Annotated in this window: 11 protein-coding genes and 4 tRNA genes; 5 read left to right on the top strand and 10 right to left on the bottom strand. The window is 44.4% G+C overall.

Translation table 11 applies throughout. From position 1 onward, the window contains the following. The first annotated feature begins 449 nt into the window (after positions 1-449). The 3 genes from nrdA (at position 450) to yfaE (ending at position 4,228) form a co-directional block, all read left to right on the top strand. Positions 450-2,732 carry a class 1a ribonucleoside-diphosphate reductase subunit alpha gene (gene nrdA, locus ACWPOD_RS14655; protein ID WP_005394788.1) on the top strand — a complete coding sequence of 761 codons (2,283 nt, stop codon included), beginning with the start codon at positions 450-452 and terminating at the stop codon, positions 2,730-2,732. Between the two features lie 81 nt (positions 2,733-2,813). Then, complete coding sequence (gene nrdB, locus ACWPOD_RS14660; RefSeq protein WP_005376818.1) at positions 2,814-3,947, top strand: class Ia ribonucleoside-diphosphate reductase subunit beta; 1,134 nt, start codon at positions 2,814-2,816, stop codon at positions 3,945-3,947. Next, complete coding sequence (yfaE, locus tag ACWPOD_RS14665; RefSeq protein WP_005376817.1) at positions 3,947-4,228, top strand: class I ribonucleotide reductase maintenance protein YfaE; 282 nt, start codon at positions 3,947-3,949, stop codon at positions 4,226-4,228. Before nrdB ends, yfaE begins: the two co-directional genes overlap by 1 nt. 95 nt (positions 4,229-4,323) lie before the next feature. Here the strand turns inward: yfaE and ACWPOD_RS14670 are convergent, their stop codons facing one another. Continuing rightward, positions 4,324-5,556 (bottom strand): CinA family nicotinamide mononucleotide deamidase-related protein, encoded by a 1,233-nt coding sequence (locus ACWPOD_RS14670; protein ID WP_005394791.1) that lies wholly within the window; start codon positions 5,554-5,556, stop codon positions 4,324-4,326. 193 nt (positions 5,557-5,749) lie between these two features. Here ACWPOD_RS14670 and ACWPOD_RS14675 point away from each other — a divergent pair, with 193 nt between their 5' ends. Both ACWPOD_RS14675 and ACWPOD_RS14680 read left to right on the top strand, forming a co-directional pair. Further along, a complete protein-coding gene (locus ACWPOD_RS14675; protein ID WP_031780425.1) occupies positions 5,750-6,652 on the top strand; it encodes a DUF3943 domain-containing protein in 903 nt (300 codons plus the stop codon). Between the two features lie 236 nt (positions 6,653-6,888). Next, positions 6,889-7,401 (top strand): glycine cleavage system protein R, encoded by a 513-nt coding sequence (locus ACWPOD_RS14680; protein WP_005394795.1) that lies wholly within the window; start codon positions 6,889-6,891, stop codon positions 7,399-7,401. Positions 7,402-7,479: 78 nt separating this feature from the next. On the opposite strand, the gene nspC is transcribed toward ACWPOD_RS14680, so the two are convergent. The 9 genes from nspC to uvrC form a co-directional block, all read right to left on the bottom strand. After that, positions 7,480-8,613, bottom strand: a complete 1,134-nt coding sequence (gene nspC / locus ACWPOD_RS14685; RefSeq protein ID WP_005394797.1) for a carboxynorspermidine decarboxylase — start codon at positions 8,611-8,613, stop codon at positions 7,480-7,482. A 103-nt stretch (positions 8,614-8,716) separates the two neighbouring features. Then, positions 8,717-9,961: a carboxynorspermidine synthase gene (locus ACWPOD_RS14690; protein WP_005394799.1), complete on the bottom strand. Its 1,245-nt coding sequence runs from the start codon at positions 9,959-9,961 to the stop codon at positions 8,717-8,719. An 18-nt stretch (positions 9,962-9,979) separates the two neighbouring features. Further along, positions 9,980-12,856 (bottom strand): pyridoxal phosphate-dependent class III aminotransferase, encoded by a 2,877-nt coding sequence (locus tag ACWPOD_RS14695; protein ID WP_167426418.1) that lies wholly within the window; start codon positions 12,854-12,856, stop codon positions 9,980-9,982. 911 nt (positions 12,857-13,767) lie between these two features. After that, positions 13,768-13,843: transfer RNA gene (locus ACWPOD_RS14700), tRNA-Gly, on the bottom strand. Positions 13,844-13,856: 13 nt separating this feature from the next. Next, positions 13,857-13,943: transfer RNA gene (locus ACWPOD_RS14705), tRNA-Leu, on the bottom strand. A 77-nt stretch (positions 13,944-14,020) separates the two neighbouring features. Continuing rightward, a tRNA-Gly gene (locus tag ACWPOD_RS14710) sits at positions 14,021-14,096 on the bottom strand. A gap of 37 nt (positions 14,097-14,133) precedes the next feature. Further along, positions 14,134-14,207, bottom strand: a tRNA-Cys gene (locus ACWPOD_RS14715). A 464-nt stretch (positions 14,208-14,671) separates the two neighbouring features. Continuing rightward, positions 14,672-15,229, bottom strand: coding sequence for a CDP-diacylglycerol--glycerol-3-phosphate 3-phosphatidyltransferase (gene pgsA, locus ACWPOD_RS14720; RefSeq protein WP_005394805.1), 558 nt, complete (start codon positions 15,227-15,229; stop codon positions 14,672-14,674). A gap of 46 nt (positions 15,230-15,275) precedes the next feature. Beyond that, positions 15,276-17,108 carry an excinuclease ABC subunit UvrC gene (uvrC, locus tag ACWPOD_RS14725; protein WP_258628506.1) on the bottom strand — a complete coding sequence of 611 codons (1,833 nt, stop codon included), beginning with the start codon at positions 17,106-17,108 and terminating at the stop codon, positions 15,276-15,278.

A 17,108-nucleotide genomic window follows, 5' to 3' on the forward strand; every position in this document is an offset into this window, starting at 1 on the left:
GAATCGAAAGCGGTAGCACAAAGTTGCCGCTTTTTTTGTCTTTTTATGCCTAAAATTCGTGCTCTAGATTCCATTTTAACCAACCTATTTTTCGTAGATAAAAACGGCCAAAGATCAAGGAAAATATTTTTGCATGCGGTTATTTCTAAACCGATCTCAAAACCGTGCTTTTAACCATTCAAGTCTGCCCTTTTCTCATCGGTTAGTGTTCACTTACTGATTTTTTTCATTTTGTCAGTTATCCACAAGTCATCCCCGATCTGTACCTTGATAAATCAGTGTAATAGCACTATCTTGTAACCCGCAAACAAATGAACCCCTATATGTTGTGTTTAAGCGACAATATATAGATAGACTTTGATCACAAAGCCGCCGCAAGCTTTACTCATATTGCACATAAACAAACAAAAATACGGCTTTTATCAGTTTTCTTAGGGAAATAAAGCAGAATGAACCAACAACTTACCGTCACCAAGCGTGATGGCCGTAAAGAAAGTATCGATCTGGATAAAATCCACCGCGTTATCACTTGGGCTGCAGAAGGTCTAGATAATGTTTCGGTTTCTCAAGTAGAACTTCGCGCTCACATCCAGTTTTACGACGGCATCACAACGACAGATATTCACGAGACAATCATCAAGTCTGCGGCAGACCTGATCTCTGAAGAGACTCCGGATTACCAATACCTAGCTGCTCGCCTAGCGGTATTCCATCTGCGTAAAAAAGCGTATGGCCAATACGAGCCACCAACGCTTTATGATCACGTGTCTCGACTCGTCGATATGGGTAAGTACGATCAACATATTCTAGAAGACTACACAAAAGCAGAACTCGACGAACTTGATGCGTACATCGACCATAAACGCGACCTAAACTTCTCATACGCGGCAGTTAAGCAGCTAGAGGGCAAGTACTTCGTACAAAACCGTGTAACGGGCCAAATTTACGAAAGTGCTCAGTTCTTATATATCCTTGTAGCAGCGTGCCTATTTGCGAAATATCCAAAAGCAACGCGTCTTGATTACATCAAGCGTTTCTACGATGCGACATCGACATTTAAGATTTCTCTACCTACGCCAATTATGTCTGGCGTACGTACCCCTACTCGCCAGTTCAGCTCATGTGTTCTGATCGAGTGTGGCGACAGTCTTGATTCTATCAACGCAACAGCAAGCTCGATTGTTCGTTACGTATCTCAGCGCGCTGGTATTGGTATCAACGCTGGTCGTATCCGTGCATTAGGCTCAGAGATTCGCGGTGGTGAAGCGTTCCACACTGGCTGTATCCCGTTCTACAAATACTTCCAAACCGCAGTAAAATGTTGTTCGCAAGGTGGTGTTCGTGGTGGCGCAGCGACTGTATTCTACCCAATGTGGCACGGCGAAGCTCGCTCTCTAATGGTGCTTAAAAACAACCGTGGTGTTGAAGAGAACCGTGTTCGTCACATGGACTACGGTGTTCAGTTAAACAAACTGATGTACCAACGTTTAGTTGAGGGTGGCAACATCACACTATTCTCACCTTCAGACGTACCGGGTCTATACGACGCATTCTTCGAAAACCAAGAAGAGTTTGAGCGTCTATACGTGAAGTACGAGAACGATCCTTCAATCAAGAAAGAAACGGTTAAAGCGATTGAAATGTTCACACTGCTAATGCAAGAGCGTGCATCAACAGGTCGTATCTACATTCAGAACGTGGACCACTGTAATACTCACAGCCCATTTGATTCTGAAGTAGCGCCAGTTCGTCAATCGAACCTATGTCTAGAAATCGCACTGCCAACGAAGCCATTAACTAACGTTGAAGATGACTCGGGCGAGATCGCACTATGTACGCTTTCTGCCTTCAACCTTGGTGCTATCAAGTCTCTAGATGATTTCGAAGAGCTATCTGATCTTGTTGTTCGTGCGCTAGATGCACTGCTTGATTATCAAGATTACCCTCTACCAGCGGCATACAAATCGACGATGAACCGTCGTACGCTAGGTGTTGGTGTGATCAACTTCGCTTACTACTTAGCGAAGCATGGCGTGAAATACTCTGACGGTAGCGCAAATGGCCTGACTCACCGTACGTTCGAAGCAATGCAGTACTACCTACTAAAAGCATCGGTAGAACTGGCGAAAGAGCAAGGCAAGTGCCCTTCATTCGACGAAACGAACTACGCGAAAGGCTTACTGCCGATTGATACGTACAAGAAAGATATCGACCTAATTTGTGACGAAGCGCTGCACTACGACTGGGACAGCCTACGTAAAGAAATTATGGAGCACGGCCTACGTAACTCAACACTGACTGCGCTAATGCCTTCTGAGACCTCTTCTCAGATTTCAAACGCAACTAACGGTATTGAGCCACCACGTGGTTATGTTTCAGTAAAAGCTTCGAAAGACGGTATTCTGAAGCAAGTTGTACCTGAGTTCACTGAACTTAAAGACAACTATGAACTGCTTTGGAACATCGGTTCGAACGACGGTTACCTACATCTTGTGGGTATTATGCAGAAGTTTGTTGACCAAGCTATCTCTGCTAATACTAACTACGACCCGTCACGTTACGAGACTGGCAAGGTACCAATGAAGAAACTACTTCAAGACCTGCTAACAGCGTACAAGTTTGGTGTGAAAACGCTTTACTACCATAACACTCGTGATGGCGCAAAAGATGAACAGAAAGACGCTGTTCAACCACAAGATGACGATTGTGCTGGCGGCGGTTGTAAGATTTAATCTACCCGCACCTAACACTCCGTAAAGACAGACTATCGATAACCTCCCCTTATGGGGAGGTTTAAAAGGAATTGAGGCATTATGGCTTACAGTACTTTTAACCAAAAAAAGAATGACCAATTGAAGGAACCAATGTTCCTAGGTCAATCAGTAAACGTTGCACGCTACGACCAACAAAAGTTTGAGATTTTCGAAAAGCTTATCGAGAAACAACTTTCTTTCTTCTGGCGTCCAGAAGAAGTAGACGTATCTAGCGACCGTATCGATTACAACAAACTGCCAGATCACGAGAAGCACATCTTCATCTCTAACTTGAAGTACCAAACGCTTCTAGACTCTATCCAAGGTCGTAGCCCTAACGTGGCACTGCTGCCGCTTGTGTCTCTGCCGGAACTAGAGACTTGGATTGAGACTTGGTCTTTCTCTGAAACGATTCACTCTCGTTCTTACACGCACATTATTCGTAACATCGTGAACGACCCTGCTGTGGTATTTGATGATATCGTTGAGAACGAGCACATCCTGAAGCGTGCAAAAGACATCGCGCACTACTACGACGATTTGATTCAAGCGACGAATGATTACCATCGCTACGGTGAAGGTGAGCATGTCCTTAACGGTGAAACAGTTAAGGTTAGTCTGTACGACCTTAAGAAGAAACTGTACATCTGTCTGATGTCTGTGAACGCTCTAGAAGCGATTCGTTTTTACGTAAGTTTCGCATGTTCTTTCGCTTTCGCAGAACGCGAACTAATGGAAGGTAACGCGAAAATCATCAAACTGATTGCACGTGATGAAGCGCTTCACCTGAACGGTACGCAACACATGATCAACCTGCTACGTAACGGTCAGGATGATTTCACTTTCATGCAAATCGCAGAAGAAGCAAAACAAGACTGTTTTGACCTATTCAAAGAAGCGGCTGAGCAAGAAAAAGAGTGGGCAGAGTATCTATTCAAAGATGGCTCTATGATCGGTCTAAACAAAGACATCCTAAGCCAATATGTTGAATACATCACCAACATCCGTATGCAAGCAGTAGGTCTACCTGCAGCTTATCCAGAAGCAACAACCAACCCAATCCCGTGGATTAACGCTTGGTTGTCTTCAGATAACGTTCAAGTTGCACCTCAAGAAGCGGAAATTTCTTCTTACCTTGTGGGTCAAATTGACAATGAAGTTCGCGCAGACGACTTCGAAGGATTCGAGCTGTAATGGCAACACTCAAAATCAACAAACTCATCAGTATTGAATCCAACCCTTCCAATACAATTTTGGAAACAATGGAGCAAGCTGGCTTATTACCAGAATACAACTGTCGTGATGGGCACTGTGGCGCTTGTCGCTGCAAGTTGGAATCTGGTGAAGTGGAGTATGTTGGTTTTGCCATGGCTTACACGCAAAGTGATGAGATATTACCTTGTATCTGTAAAGCAAAATCGGATTTGTCACTCAGTGGCGTTAACTATGCGATGAAAGAAAAGCAGCGCGCATAACGTGACTCGACGGTATAAAACGCAAAAGCCAAGGTGATTACCTTGGCTTTTTTGTATCTACGTGTTTTATCTCTCAGGCTGTTATAGGTCTCTGGTTATAAAGCACTACCTGGGAGATGCATCTCTTTAACTTTCTCTAAAAATGCATAATGTGCAAACATCGGTTTACGTTCTAGGTAACGACGCAACAAGTCTAGTGCTGCCGTGCTGATCACTTTAACTTGATCATTGCGCTGATACTTTTTCGAGAGTTTATATAACGCTCCCCACTCGCCTGACGGTGTCGATAAAGCGACGGAAAAAACACCCTCTTCAATATCGCCAGTGACGAGTGATAAATCCGTCCCACACTTCTCTCGCGTCGCTCCTGCCAGAGCAAACGTTTCTGCTAATGGGTCTCCGCTGTTGCTCATCGCTTGAGTCTGGCTTGGTAGTACCCAACCATGTCCAAGTTGCCTTTCAGCGTTTTCATCACTATTTAACCAATAAGTTAAGTATCCACCACTGCTTTTTTCGGAAACCGACACGGTTAACTCTTTATCCACCAACAGCTGGCCGACATTTTCAACCATAGGTAAATCAATACTAACGGTATTGCTTTCAAGATGCTTATTGATCATCTGTACCAACTTCAAACGCTGTTCAAGCTGGTCAGAAGGGCCAAAGAGTTTCACTTCAATAAAAGGTAAGTAAGAGCGATAACCAAGCTCATACCCTTGAGGAAGTTTTAGCTGATCAAGCTTGTCCGAGATGCCGGATTCGGAAAGGCCAAACGTATAGATTCGACTACAACATGAACCTTGCACCTCTGGAAAAGCTCTTCTCAGATCAGGCAAAATTTGCGTCTCTGCCATAAGCTTAAATTCACTTGGCACACCCGGCGTAAAATAAAAAATGGCATCATTAATCAGCATCTTGAAACCACAGGCCGTGCCTATCGGGTTATCCAGAATCTCAGCCGTTTCTGGTAGCATGGCTTGTTTTAAATTACTGTCTGGCATTGGGATGCCACGTCGAGCATACAAACTTTCTAGATGCTGCAACCACTCTTTGAAAAGCACGAGTTTACACTCAGCAGCTCTCGCTGCGGCGGCCGCACTCATATCATCGGTCGTTGGCCCTAAACCACCATTCACGATCACCACGTCATTGTTGAAGCTCAACATTAAAAACTCTTCAACCAAGCTCGACAGGCTATCACCAACCGTTGAACGCTTTGTTAAGCCAAATCCATGTTGATAAAACAGGCTAGACAACCATGCCGCATTCGTATCAACAATATCACCGTGGAGCACTTCCTCACCGGTACTAAGCATTGCTATTTTCACAACTGACTCCTGAACATAAGCACAATCCTATTATTCGTTATAGTGCTTATTTTTCTTTTTATTTGGACGAATCTCGACGAGATATATTGGGACTAAATAAGGATCAAGTATTTAAATGGTTGATGTTTTGAGGGATAATTGCGAGCCCGATCATCACACCATCAACTCGGAGACCTTTGTGTCAAAATCATCCATGTTCAAGAAAACTCTAACTGGCCTTTGCTTGACTTCGTCAGCGCTTGCGCACGCAAGTCAGTACGATATGACCAGTCATACGGAGTTTTCTTACACACCTGATTGCTTGTCAGGTTACTGCGAAACGACGACTCTGTACACCTTCGAGTCTCAAAATCGCGGTCTTATGTTTGAACAGAATAATGATGATTCATTAAATCTTGATGCAGGGCTTCAGCCTAAACATCTCATTATCCCTCAAGATAAAGACTGGGATTACCTCATGGGTCAAACCTACACCATTCTTGGCCTGAGTATCGCAACCGTTGGTATGATGACTTTCCTTCCAGAAAGCATCACTAAGTGGGACGAAGAAGACCGAGACATGAGTAAGCTGGGTCAAAAATGGAAAGATAATGTCTCTGACGGGCCTGTTTGGGATCGTGATGAACATGTCCTCAACTACATTATGCACCCTTATTTTGGCGGCGTTTACTACACAGCCGCGCGCCACGCTGGCTATAACGAGTTTCAGTCGTTCTTGTACTCCGCAACCATGTCAACGTTCTTTTGGGAGTACGGAGTAGAGGCATTTGCAGAAGTGCCATCTTGGCAGGATATTTTTATCACGCCGTTCTTTGGTGCTGTGGTTGGCGAAATGATGCTCACTGCTGAGCAAGATATTGTAGCAAACGGCGGCGAAGTCATGGGCTCTGAAACCGTCGGTGATGTATCACTCTTCTTCCTAAACCCTGTTGGGCATATCCATTATTGGGTAACCGATGCGTGGGGCGGTAGTGCAGAACTACAATTTAATTCATCACCTTGGTTTGGTAATCAAGACGTCGCAAAATTCGCAATGGACGCAGGCGCCAACTACGACAGCCAATTTTACGGTGTCGAACTAAAAGTAACATTTTAGCCTTGACTTGAGTTGAGTTGAGTTGATACTCAGTAGAAAAGCAGCCTTATGATGGCTGCTTTTTTGTGCCCTAAACATCGTTTTAATTATTTGCTTCACGAATTAGTGTCAAAAATTGACTTTCATCAAACATAACCCTCCCCTAGCACCTACACTAAATAAAAGGATTTATTCCAATAACTTAAGTAGCACGTTTATTCGTACTGCGTCCAAACCTTATTCCAGGAGGGGACATTATGAACACCGTATTTATTGTTAATTTTGTCGGACAAGCGTCACCCGCAACCATCAAAGAACTCGCAGCAATCACTCATGAAAATGGCGGTAAATGGCTGATAAGCAAAGTAAACTTTATCGAAGATCAAGTTGCAGGTGTCATCAAAGTAGAGCTTCCAAGAGAAAATGCCGACATCGTTAAAGAGGCGTTCTCTTCATGTCAAACTCTTGTGGTTAGGTTCGTTGACTCGGATCCTCACTCGCATCGTGAAGACACTATCTTTCAGCTTCGCTTAGATGCCAACGATAGAGCAGGTATTGTGAATGAAATTACTCACGTTCTCGATAATCAAGGCATTTCAATTCTAGATATGGATTGCCAACGCGTATTCATTGCAGGCGGCGGTGGGGTAAGCTCCAGCTTATTCAGCGCAAAAATGGCGATTAAATTGCCTAGCGAGCTAGAGATAGAGGACGTGGCTAATGAGTTAGAATCTCTGAGTGAAGACACTCGTGTAATTGTAGAAAGCTAACTGCACACCTTTAACGCTTCCCCAATAAAAAAGAGCAGCAATTCAGCTGCTCTTTGTCGTTCTAATACTCAATACGTTTTATTTCACCGACCACTGAGATAGTGAACGTTTGAAATCAGAGTAGTCAAATTCATTCAGTTTTTGAATGTCACCATTCGAGCGTTCACAGTAAACCGAAGGCATACGTAGACCGTTAAACCAGTTCAGTTTCACCATGGTGTAACCTGCACTATCTAGAATGTGAAGACGCTGTCCGATCTCGAGAGGCTGTTCGAAGTTCGCCACGCAAAACTGGTCACCAGCTAAACAAGAGCACGATCCAATCACGTATTCATGTTCACCGTTTTCAGATGCTTCAAGAATTGACGCTGGCTCGTTGTAGATAAGCGTATCCAAACGGTGAGCTTCTGTTGCTGAATCGACAATCGCCGTCTTCTTCACGTTCTCCACAATATCAACCACTGTTACAACAAGATCGGTTGTCTTAGTGATGATCGCTTCACCCGGCTCTAGATACATTTGTACGCCGTGTTTCTCTGAGAATGCTTTAAGCGCTAAACCCAACTTCTCGATGTCGTATCCCGGCCATGTGAAGAAAACGCCGCCACCCATGCTTACCCAGTCCAGCTTATCTAGGTACTCACCAAACTGCTCTGAAATAGCATCGAGTAAGCCGATAAACGCATCCACGTCTTTGTTCTCACAGTTCATGTGGAACATTACGCCATCAATACCATCAAAAATTTCCGGTTTGATGTGATCAGCCTGAACACCAAGACGAGAGAATTGACGAGCTGGGTTTGCTAAGTCTTGCCCTGCGTAGCTCACACCTGGGTTTAGTCGTAAGCCAATCGATGCTTTGCCTTCGACAATATGACGATAAGCCGCTAGCTGTGACTGAGAGTTAAAGATCATCTTGTCACAGATGTCCGCCACGTCGCGAACGTCATCTTCGCTGTAACCCACACTGTATGCGTGTGTCTCACCACCGAACGTTTCGTAGCCAAGCTTCACTTCAAACGGGCCAGAACTTGTTGTTCCGTCTAGGTAAGGCTTGATGATGTCGAATACACCCCATGTTGAGAAGCACTTCAGTGCTAATACAAGCTTCACACCAGAGATGTCTTTTAGCTGTTTTGCTTTTTCTAGGTTCTCAATCAGCTTGTCTTCATTAATCATGAAGTATGGCGTTTTTAGTTCGTTTTGTTGCATTTTGATACCTTACGTCCCTTCGCCTTAGCAAAGGCACTATAAAATCGAACAAAGCCGACGCAAGTGCATCGGCTTAAACGTACAAATAAGAGTCGCTAAATTCTTACTTCAATTTATGGATAACAGGTTGTCCTGGCTCCAGTTCTTGAACATGCCAATCTAGACCAATCGATGGCATGGTTTCTAGGAATGGGTCTGGATCTAGCTGCTCCATGTTGAACACGCCTTTGTCTGCCCACTTACCACGGAAAAACTGCAAAGCCGCGGTGATCGCAGGTACGCCAGTGGTGTATGAGATAGCTTGGTGTTCAACATCTTCGTATGCAACTTCGTGATCTGCGTTGTTGTAGATAAATACGCTGCGATCTTTACCGTCTTTCTTACCTTGTACCCAAGTACCGATACACGTTAAGCCTGTGTAACCTGGTGCGAGAGATGTTGGGTCCGGCAGTAGCGCTTTCAATACGTGTAGAGGTTGGACTACCGTGCCGTCGTGCAGCGTTAGTGGATCTGGGCTGAGTAGACCGATGTCACGCATTACATTGAAGTAATTTAGGTAACGGTCACCAAAGCCCATCCAGAATTCGATACGTTTCGCCGGGATGAACTCTTGCATAGATCGAACTTCGTCGTGCGCCATTGAGTACACTTTATGTGAACCACAGTTCGGGAATTCAAACTCAAGCATACGTGAGTGACAAGGTACTTGTTTCCACTCGCCGTTTTCCCAGTAGAAGGAATCACCTTGAATCTCAAGCATGTTCGTTTCTGGATCAAAGTTAGTTGCGAACTTCTTGCCGTGGTCGCCTGCGTTGACATCCATTACGTCGATAGTATCGATTTCATCGAACAGATGCTTCACTGCGTATGCGGCAAACACCGATACTACGCCCGGATCGAAACCGGCACCAAGAATACCTGTGATACCCGCCTCTTCAAACTTCTCACGGTAGCCCCACTGCCAATCGTAAGCTTGAGGTACTTGTTGGCCTTCAGAACACAAATCAACCGCAACAGATGTATCAAGGTATGACACTTTAGCTTGGTAACATGCTTCCATAATAGACATGTTCACCCAAGGAGGACCCGCGTTGATCACTAAGTCAGGCTGCACTTCTTTAATTAAAGCAACTAAAGAATCTACGTCGTCCGCGTTTACCGCACGAGCTTCTAGTTTCTTAGTTGAATCTTTCAGATTGTTTTTCTTCTGAATCGATTCGATGATTTTCTCACACTTACCTACGGTACGTGATGCGATTGTGATATCACCCAGAACGTCGTTGTTTTGTGCTGCTTTATGTGCAACTACCCAGCCAACGCCGCCTGCACCAATCTGTAGAATTGCCATAGTTTTCCGTTACCTTTGTTAAACTAGCTCTGCCGCTAGCGTATTGATTTTTGAGAGCAAAGATTCAAAGTCCGCCGTCGTCAGACACGGGTTCAAAATCGTAAATTTCAATGCAGTTTTACCGTCGACAATGGTTTCACCCAATATCGCGATACCGCGTGTTAACGCTTCTAAGCGCAACGTTTTATTCAGTTCATTAAGATCCGCTGATTCATGTGTCGCGCGGAACAGAACCGTAGATAGCGATGGTTCAGCCAACAACTCAAAGTGTTTGTTATCTCGAATCATGTCCGCAACTTCAAGCGTCTGATCAAGCAAATGATCGTACATATCGCCTAGGGCTTTTGGCCCCACGCTTTGCATCGTCATAAACACTTTTAGCGCATCAAAACGCTTAGTTGTAGCAATAGACTTATCCACCAAGTTCGGTAGTTCGTCGTGCTCGCGGTTCAAATAGTCTGCATGATGAAGCAGGAACTTAAAGTTAGACTTGTCATTCACCAACAGCGCACCACAACTGATGGTTTGGTAAAATAACTTGTGGAAGTCTACGCTGATGGAGTGTGCACGCTCACAACCTTTCAAACGGGCTTTTTGGCTACTTAGAATCAGAGCTCCCCCGTATGCACCGTCGACGTGCATCCACATGTCATGTTTCGCTGCCATATCGGCGATAAAGTCTAGGTCATCAATAGCACCGTGATCCGTAGTACCCGCTGTGCCGACAATTGCAAATGGGATCAAACCTTCTGCTTTTGCCTGATTTAGAACTTCGTCTAACTTAGTGACATCCATCGTTCCATCGGCATTAGCATCGACGGTCATAACCGCTTTTTCACCCAATCCCATCCAAGACGCTGATTTTTGAACCGTGAAGTGGGATTTTTTCGAACACACTATACGCAGCTTGTCTGCGTATTCAGGAAGGCCAAGCTTTTGAATTGAGTGCGCACTGAGTTTGTCAGCAATCCAATCACGCGCAAGCATCAAACCCATTTGATTACTTTGCGTGCCGCCGCTCGTGAAGATACCGTCCGCTTTTTCACCTAACTCGTATTTATCGCATAGCCAGTTCACAACTTTCTGTTCAACATAAGTCGCTGATGAAGCTTGATCCCATGAGTCCATTGACTGGTTCAAAGCCGCAATCATTGCCTCTGCGGCAATAGCAGGCATCAACGGTGGAGTATGAAGGTGAGCAATACAATCTGGATGTTGAGTAAAAATCGCATTTTTTGCGACCAACTCGGCAGCATCATCAATAACCGTTTTGAGAGGCGCATTTTTATTGTCAAGATCAACAGCATGGATCGCTGCTTCCAATGCTTTTGGATCCATACCTGAGTATGGTGCAGCAACCTGTTCAAACACTGATTTCATTGCTGTCGTAGTGTGATTCATCACCGAAGCAAACTCATTGCTGCCCAACTCTCCAGTGTGGATGAAATGCTTCTTCCATTCATCTTGTGGTTGAGTTTCGATGTGACTACCGCCGGCTGCTAAAATCGCGTCTTCAAATACACGTAAAGCAAAGTCGATTTGCTCAAACGAGATGATAAGAGGAGGAAGGAAGCGAATTACTGCACCTTCACGTCCACCTTTCTCAACGATCAAGCCACGCTCAAGTGCTGCGCGTTGAATGGAAAGAGTGAGTTCACTATCCGCTTGAGGTTCGCCAAATTTATTGAGCTCACCGTTTGGATTTTTAATCTCCACACCAAGCATCAAACCTTTGCCACGTACTTCTGCGATACAGTTCACGCGCTTTTGAATGCTTTCAAGACCATAGCGCAAATACTGGCCCGCAATATTGGCATGCTCAACCAGATTGTCACGCTGGATGATTTCTAATGCTTTCGCACCAGAGACCATGGCTAACTGATTGCCACGAAACGTACCTGTGTGTTCGCCCGGCTTCCAAGTATCATGCTGCTTGTTGATAACCAATAGCGACATTGGTAAGCCACCGCCAATAGCTTTTGATAAACACAGGATATCTGGAACAATGCCCGACTCTTCAAATGCGAAATTGTAGCCAGTTTTACCAACACCACACTGGATCTCATCGAAGATCAGTAAGATACCGTGTTCATCACAAATACGACGTAACTCTCGCAGCCAGAATGCTGGCGCAGGAACAACACCACCCTCACCTTGCACTGGCTCAACGATGATCGCAGCAGGCTTCATAATGCCCGATTCATCATCGTTTAAAAGACGATCGATATAGCGAATGCTTGCTTTCGCACCTTCATCACCGCCAAGTCCAAATGGACAACGCAAATTGTATGGGAAAGGCATAAAGTGCACGTCTGACATTAAACCAGTTCGACGCGCTTTCGTACCTAGGTTGCCCATCATGCCCATTGTGCCGTTAGTCATACCATGATATGCGCCACGAAAAGCAAACATGGTGTTGCGGCCAGTAGTCTGCTTCGCGAGCTTGATCGCGGCTTCAACTGCATCGGCTCCAGACGGACCACAAAATTGGATAACGCTGTTCTCACTTAACTCTTGAGGAAGAAAAGATTTAACAGATTGAATAAACGTCGTTTTTGCTGATGTTGCAATATCTAGCGTCTGATATGGCAGACCCGAATCTAATTGCTCTTTCAGCGCTTGGTTTATTTCAGGATGGTTATACCCCAAAGCTAGAGTGCCCGCCCCCGCAAGGCAGTCTAAAAAGATCTGTCCACGTGTATCTTCAACCAAGCAACCGAAGGCTTGTTTGATTGCGATTGGCAAGCGACGTGGATAAGAACGCACTTCAGATTCATGCTCAGCCTGATCAATCAATACTTGATCTGGCGTTAAGTCATACGTTCCCTCGACGATAGGAACCTGAGACGAAAAAATGTTTGCGATATTGCTATCGACTTCAAAGGCAGTGCTCATACTACATAATCCCTTGAATTATAATAATTCTATATCCTGTATTAATAATCATTGGAATGAAGTTACAGGAGGTGTGTATACCCCTCCGTATTTGTCAGTGCAAAATGACAAATACAGATCATCTGCCACGATATTCGTGACTTTATATATAAAAGGGATTAATCAAGGTTCCGTAATGCACCCGTTTTGTAAAACAGGACATTTCGGCAGTATGAAGCTGATTAGTGTGTGTTTATTCAAAGGTTTCAATGTTGGGTTTCCCATTAATATGCCGCTTTTACAGCATTAGTATCCCGTCTATCGACAAAAGGCTTTGCCGATACCTACCCTACGCAGTGTCACAATCAGCTTGAATGGTCACTACGCGTATCCCCCAGAGATCAAACGTTGTTAATTACGCTCCGAGATTGCGCGCGAATTTATCACAAAATAAAATCTTCTGGCAACGATTTTTCATATTAGTAACAGTGACGCAAATCACAACAAAGTTCCCCCTAGTGATATTTGTACATTCATACTCATCTACAACGCTTTTCTTCTTTTCTCAAATACCTGTTATTTAAACAAATATCCTTACAATATCAGCGCCATGAACCAAAACGGTTTATGAACATACCACTCTTTAATCGTAGAACATTATTTTCAGTATCCAAGGCATTTAACAGAGCTAGTATTTACGTTACTGCTCAGCCTAAAGCGATGAGTCTTTATTCACAGAACTTTGATTGACTAAACTTAAACTAGCTGGATGGGTATGGCCATGAAGTGACGTTGCTATGGCTAAAATTAACAAGAAGTTAAGTTAGTAAGCTGAAGGAGCTCAGTGCTTAACGAAATCCATCACAGAGAAGAAATTTAAGATTTGAAGAAATACAAAAAAGGCCCAACATTTTCATGCTGGGCCTTAAATCTGGAGCGACACACGAGGTTCGAACTCGTGACCTCAACCTTGGCAAGGTTGCGCTCTACCAACTGAGCTAGTGTCGCGTTTAATATGAGATGGTGCCCCGGGCCGGACTTGAACCGGCACAACGCGAACGTCGAGGGATTTTAAATCCCTTGTGTCTACCAATTCCACCACCAGGGCACACAAATATTCTTTGTGATGCCTTTACAGAAAAGTAAAACACCATCTGATACCGCTAACGCCATATCAATAAAATTTGGAGCGACACACGAGGTTCGAACTCGTGACCTCAACCTTGGCAAGGTTGCGCTCTACCAACTGAGCTAGTGTCGCATTTATTCTCGAAAGCCATTCACTCTCAAAAGAATAATGGAGGCGCCTCCCGGAGTCGAACCGAGGTCCACGGATTTGCAATCCGCTGCATAGCCACTCTGCCAAGGCGCCTCATCTGTGAATAAAGCTAAGCTTTTTTCACCACCCTACTGAGCTGTGCTCTCTTGGGTACGGGATGCATTCTACGGATTCGAGCGATCGAGTCAACACTATTTTTATTTTTTTAAATCGTTTGACTAGAATTTGTGCGAAAGACGGTAGATTGCTTAGTTTTAATACTAAAAATCGCTTAAATACACTTGTTTATCATAAAACTTTGGCTACGCCTTACACTGATGGCCGTGCGTTACGTGTATTGAAGCGTTAATAATCAGGAGGCTCGCTTCTCTGAGACTCTCCAAGGGCGAAAACAAGACTTAGATCACATATGGAACTCTATCGAAGCAAAAGCCCCAGATACAAATTTCAAGCATGACTGTTAGCAAGCATTGAAAAACGTGAGAAGCAAAGAAATGCTGTAGATTATCTTAGATACAAAAAAGTAGGCTATTAAGCCTGCTTTCTAATATCAGAATTTAATGATGCTCTTCATTCAACAGATCGTCTTTCGCAGCTGCTAAATATTGAATCATTGACCAGTACGTCAAGAAAGTTGCCACATACAAGGCCGCAAAGCCTAGCCAAACCATCCATTCATCGTAACGCCATATCAACACCCATAAGGCGAACATTTGCGAAACAGTTTTTACTTTGCCAACCCAAGATACCGCAACACTCGCTCGCTTACCGATTTCAGCCATCCATTCTCGCAATGCTGAGATAATGATTTCTCGCGCGATCATCGTTACCGCAGGAATGGTCACCCAAATTGAATGGTAATGTTCCGTGATTAAAATCAATGCCGTTGCCACTAGCACTTTATCAGCAACAGGATCAATAAACGCACCAAAACGAGAAGTTTGGCCAAGTTTACGGGCCAACATGCCGTCAAGCCAGTCAGTAAAACCCGCTACCCAAAACACCATTGCTGCTGCAAACGGTGCCCATGAATAAGGTAGATAAAAGACAACCACAAAAACAGGGATTAGGAACAGTCTAAGAAGAGACAGAATGTTCGGGATATTCAAACGCATTTTATTATTCTCTTACACATTGCGGCTTAATGTTGCGCGATTTTCCTTATTGTTTCAATGCTTGGAAAATAATTTCTGCTAAAGAGTGACTTATTCCCGGTACTTTGGCGATTTCTTCGACACTTGCACGTTTAAGTTCTTGTAACCCACCCATGTACTTGAGTAACGCCTGACGTCGTTTAGGGCCAATTCCCTCAATCCCTTCAAGTGCACTCGTACGTCTGGTTTTACCTCGCTTAGCACGATGCCCCGCTATAGCATGGTTATGGCTTTCATCACGAATATGTTGAATAAGGTGCAGCGCTGGAGCATCGCTTGGTAAATGAAACTCGTCCCCATCGACTGTAATCAGCGTTTCTAAGCCTGGTTTGCGAGTGACCCCTTTCGCAATACCAATCATGATGGGACGCTTTGGCCAATCACCCCAGTATTGCGAAATAATATCATGCGCACGATTTAACTGACCTTTACCACCATCGATAAAGATGATGTCGGGAATTTTCTCTACATCCAATTGCTTCGAATAACGGCGCTCCAACGCTTGTCCCATTGCAGCGTAATCGTCACCACCGGTAATCCCAGTGATGTTATAGCGACGATACTCCTGCTTAACGGGGCCTTCATTATTGAACACCACACACGATGCAATCGTACTTTCCCCCATGGTATGGGAGATATCAAAACACTCCATTCGAGCAATAGACTCCAACTTCAATGTTTCGCGAAGCGCATGAAAACGCTGATTAATCGTCATCTTGTGATTGATTTTGGTGGTAATCGCCGTTAGTGCATTCGTGTTCGAAAGCTTGAGATACCTTGCTCGAGAGCCAGTTGGCGAGGTATGGAAATGAACCTTACGACCTGCCACTTCACTTAACGCTTTCTGTATTGGCGCAATATCTTCTGCCAACTCTTGATTCAAAATAATACGAGAAGGAATCGTGCGCGCTTCGTTATGGCTCAAATAGTATTGAGTCAGAAAACTATCGAACACTTCCTGCTGGCTTGTATTTTGTGGGATTTTCGGAAAATGGCTACGGCTACCAAGCACTTTACCTTGGCGTATCATCAGGATATGAATACACGCAATACCATTCTCCTGAGCAAACCCTAGTACATCCATATCATCCATGCTGTCTTCTGAGACGTACTGCTGCTCTTGAACACGTCTAATCGCTTGGATTTGATCGCGAAATTTAGCGGCATCTTCAAAGCGCAATTGCTGACTGGCAACTTCCATTTTCTCGATCAGTTGTTTGAGTACTTGCTGGTCTTTGCCTTGCAAAAACATACGCACAAAGCTAACCAACTCTGCGTATTCTTCATCAGAAATGATGGTATCAACGCATGGCCCTGCACAACGGCCAATTTGGTACATCAAACATGGACGCGTTCGGTTGGAATAGACAGTGTCTTCACACTGGCGCACAGGAAATATCTTTTGCAGCAAATGCAATGTTTCTCTTACTGCACCAGAATCTGGGTAGGGGCCAAAATATTCACCTTTGCGCTTCTTGGCGCCACGGTGGATAGAAAGCCGTGGGTGCTTATGACCGCTAATAAAGATATAAGGGTAAGACTTATCATCTCGCAGCAAAACATTGTATTTCGGTAAATACTGCTTGATGTAGTTATGCTCTAAGATGAGCGCTTCTGTCTCAGTGTGAGTCACTGTGACGTCAATTTTGGCGATATTACTGACAAGCGCGCGAGTTTTCTCACTGTCTACTTTTTTTCGAAAGTAGCTTGAAAGGCGCTTTTTTAGGTCTTTGGCTTTACCTACATAGATGACAACAGCGTCGGCGTTGTACATTCTGTAAACGCCGGGCTGATGAGTTACTGTCTTGAGAAAGGAAGCCGAATCGAAGGGAGGATTCAC

Source organism: Vibrio sp. JZG120 (assembly GCF_053890955.1).

Bases quoted from the DNA above. Each gene is read 5' to 3' on its own strand.
- nspC (WP_005394797.1), bottom strand. From the start codon at position 8,613: ATGCAACAAAACGAACTAAAAACGCCATACTTCATGATTAATGAAGAC.
- yfaE (WP_005376817.1), top strand. From the start codon at position 3,947: ATGGCAACACTCAAAATCAACAAACTCATCAGTATTGAATCCAACCCT.
- nrdA (WP_005394788.1), top strand. From the start codon at position 450: ATGAACCAACAACTTACCGTCACCAAGCGTGATGGCCGTAAAGAAAGT.
- pgsA (WP_005394805.1), bottom strand. From the start codon at position 15,229: ATGCGTTTGAATATCCCGAACATTCTGTCTCTTCTTAGACTGTTCCTA.
- ACWPOD_RS14680 (WP_005394795.1), top strand. From the start codon at position 6,889: ATGAACACCGTATTTATTGTTAATTTTGTCGGACAAGCGTCACCCGCA.
- nrdB (WP_005376818.1), top strand. From the start codon at position 2,814: ATGGCTTACAGTACTTTTAACCAAAAAAAGAATGACCAATTGAAGGAA.
- ACWPOD_RS14695 (WP_167426418.1), bottom strand. From the start codon at position 12,856: ATGAGCACTGCCTTTGAAGTCGATAGCAATATCGCAAACATTTTTTCG.
- ACWPOD_RS14675 (WP_031780425.1), top strand. From the start codon at position 5,750: ATGTTCAAGAAAACTCTAACTGGCCTTTGCTTGACTTCGTCAGCGCTT.
- ACWPOD_RS14690 (WP_005394799.1), bottom strand. From the start codon at position 9,961: ATGGCAATTCTACAGATTGGTGCAGGCGGCGTTGGCTGGGTAGTTGCA.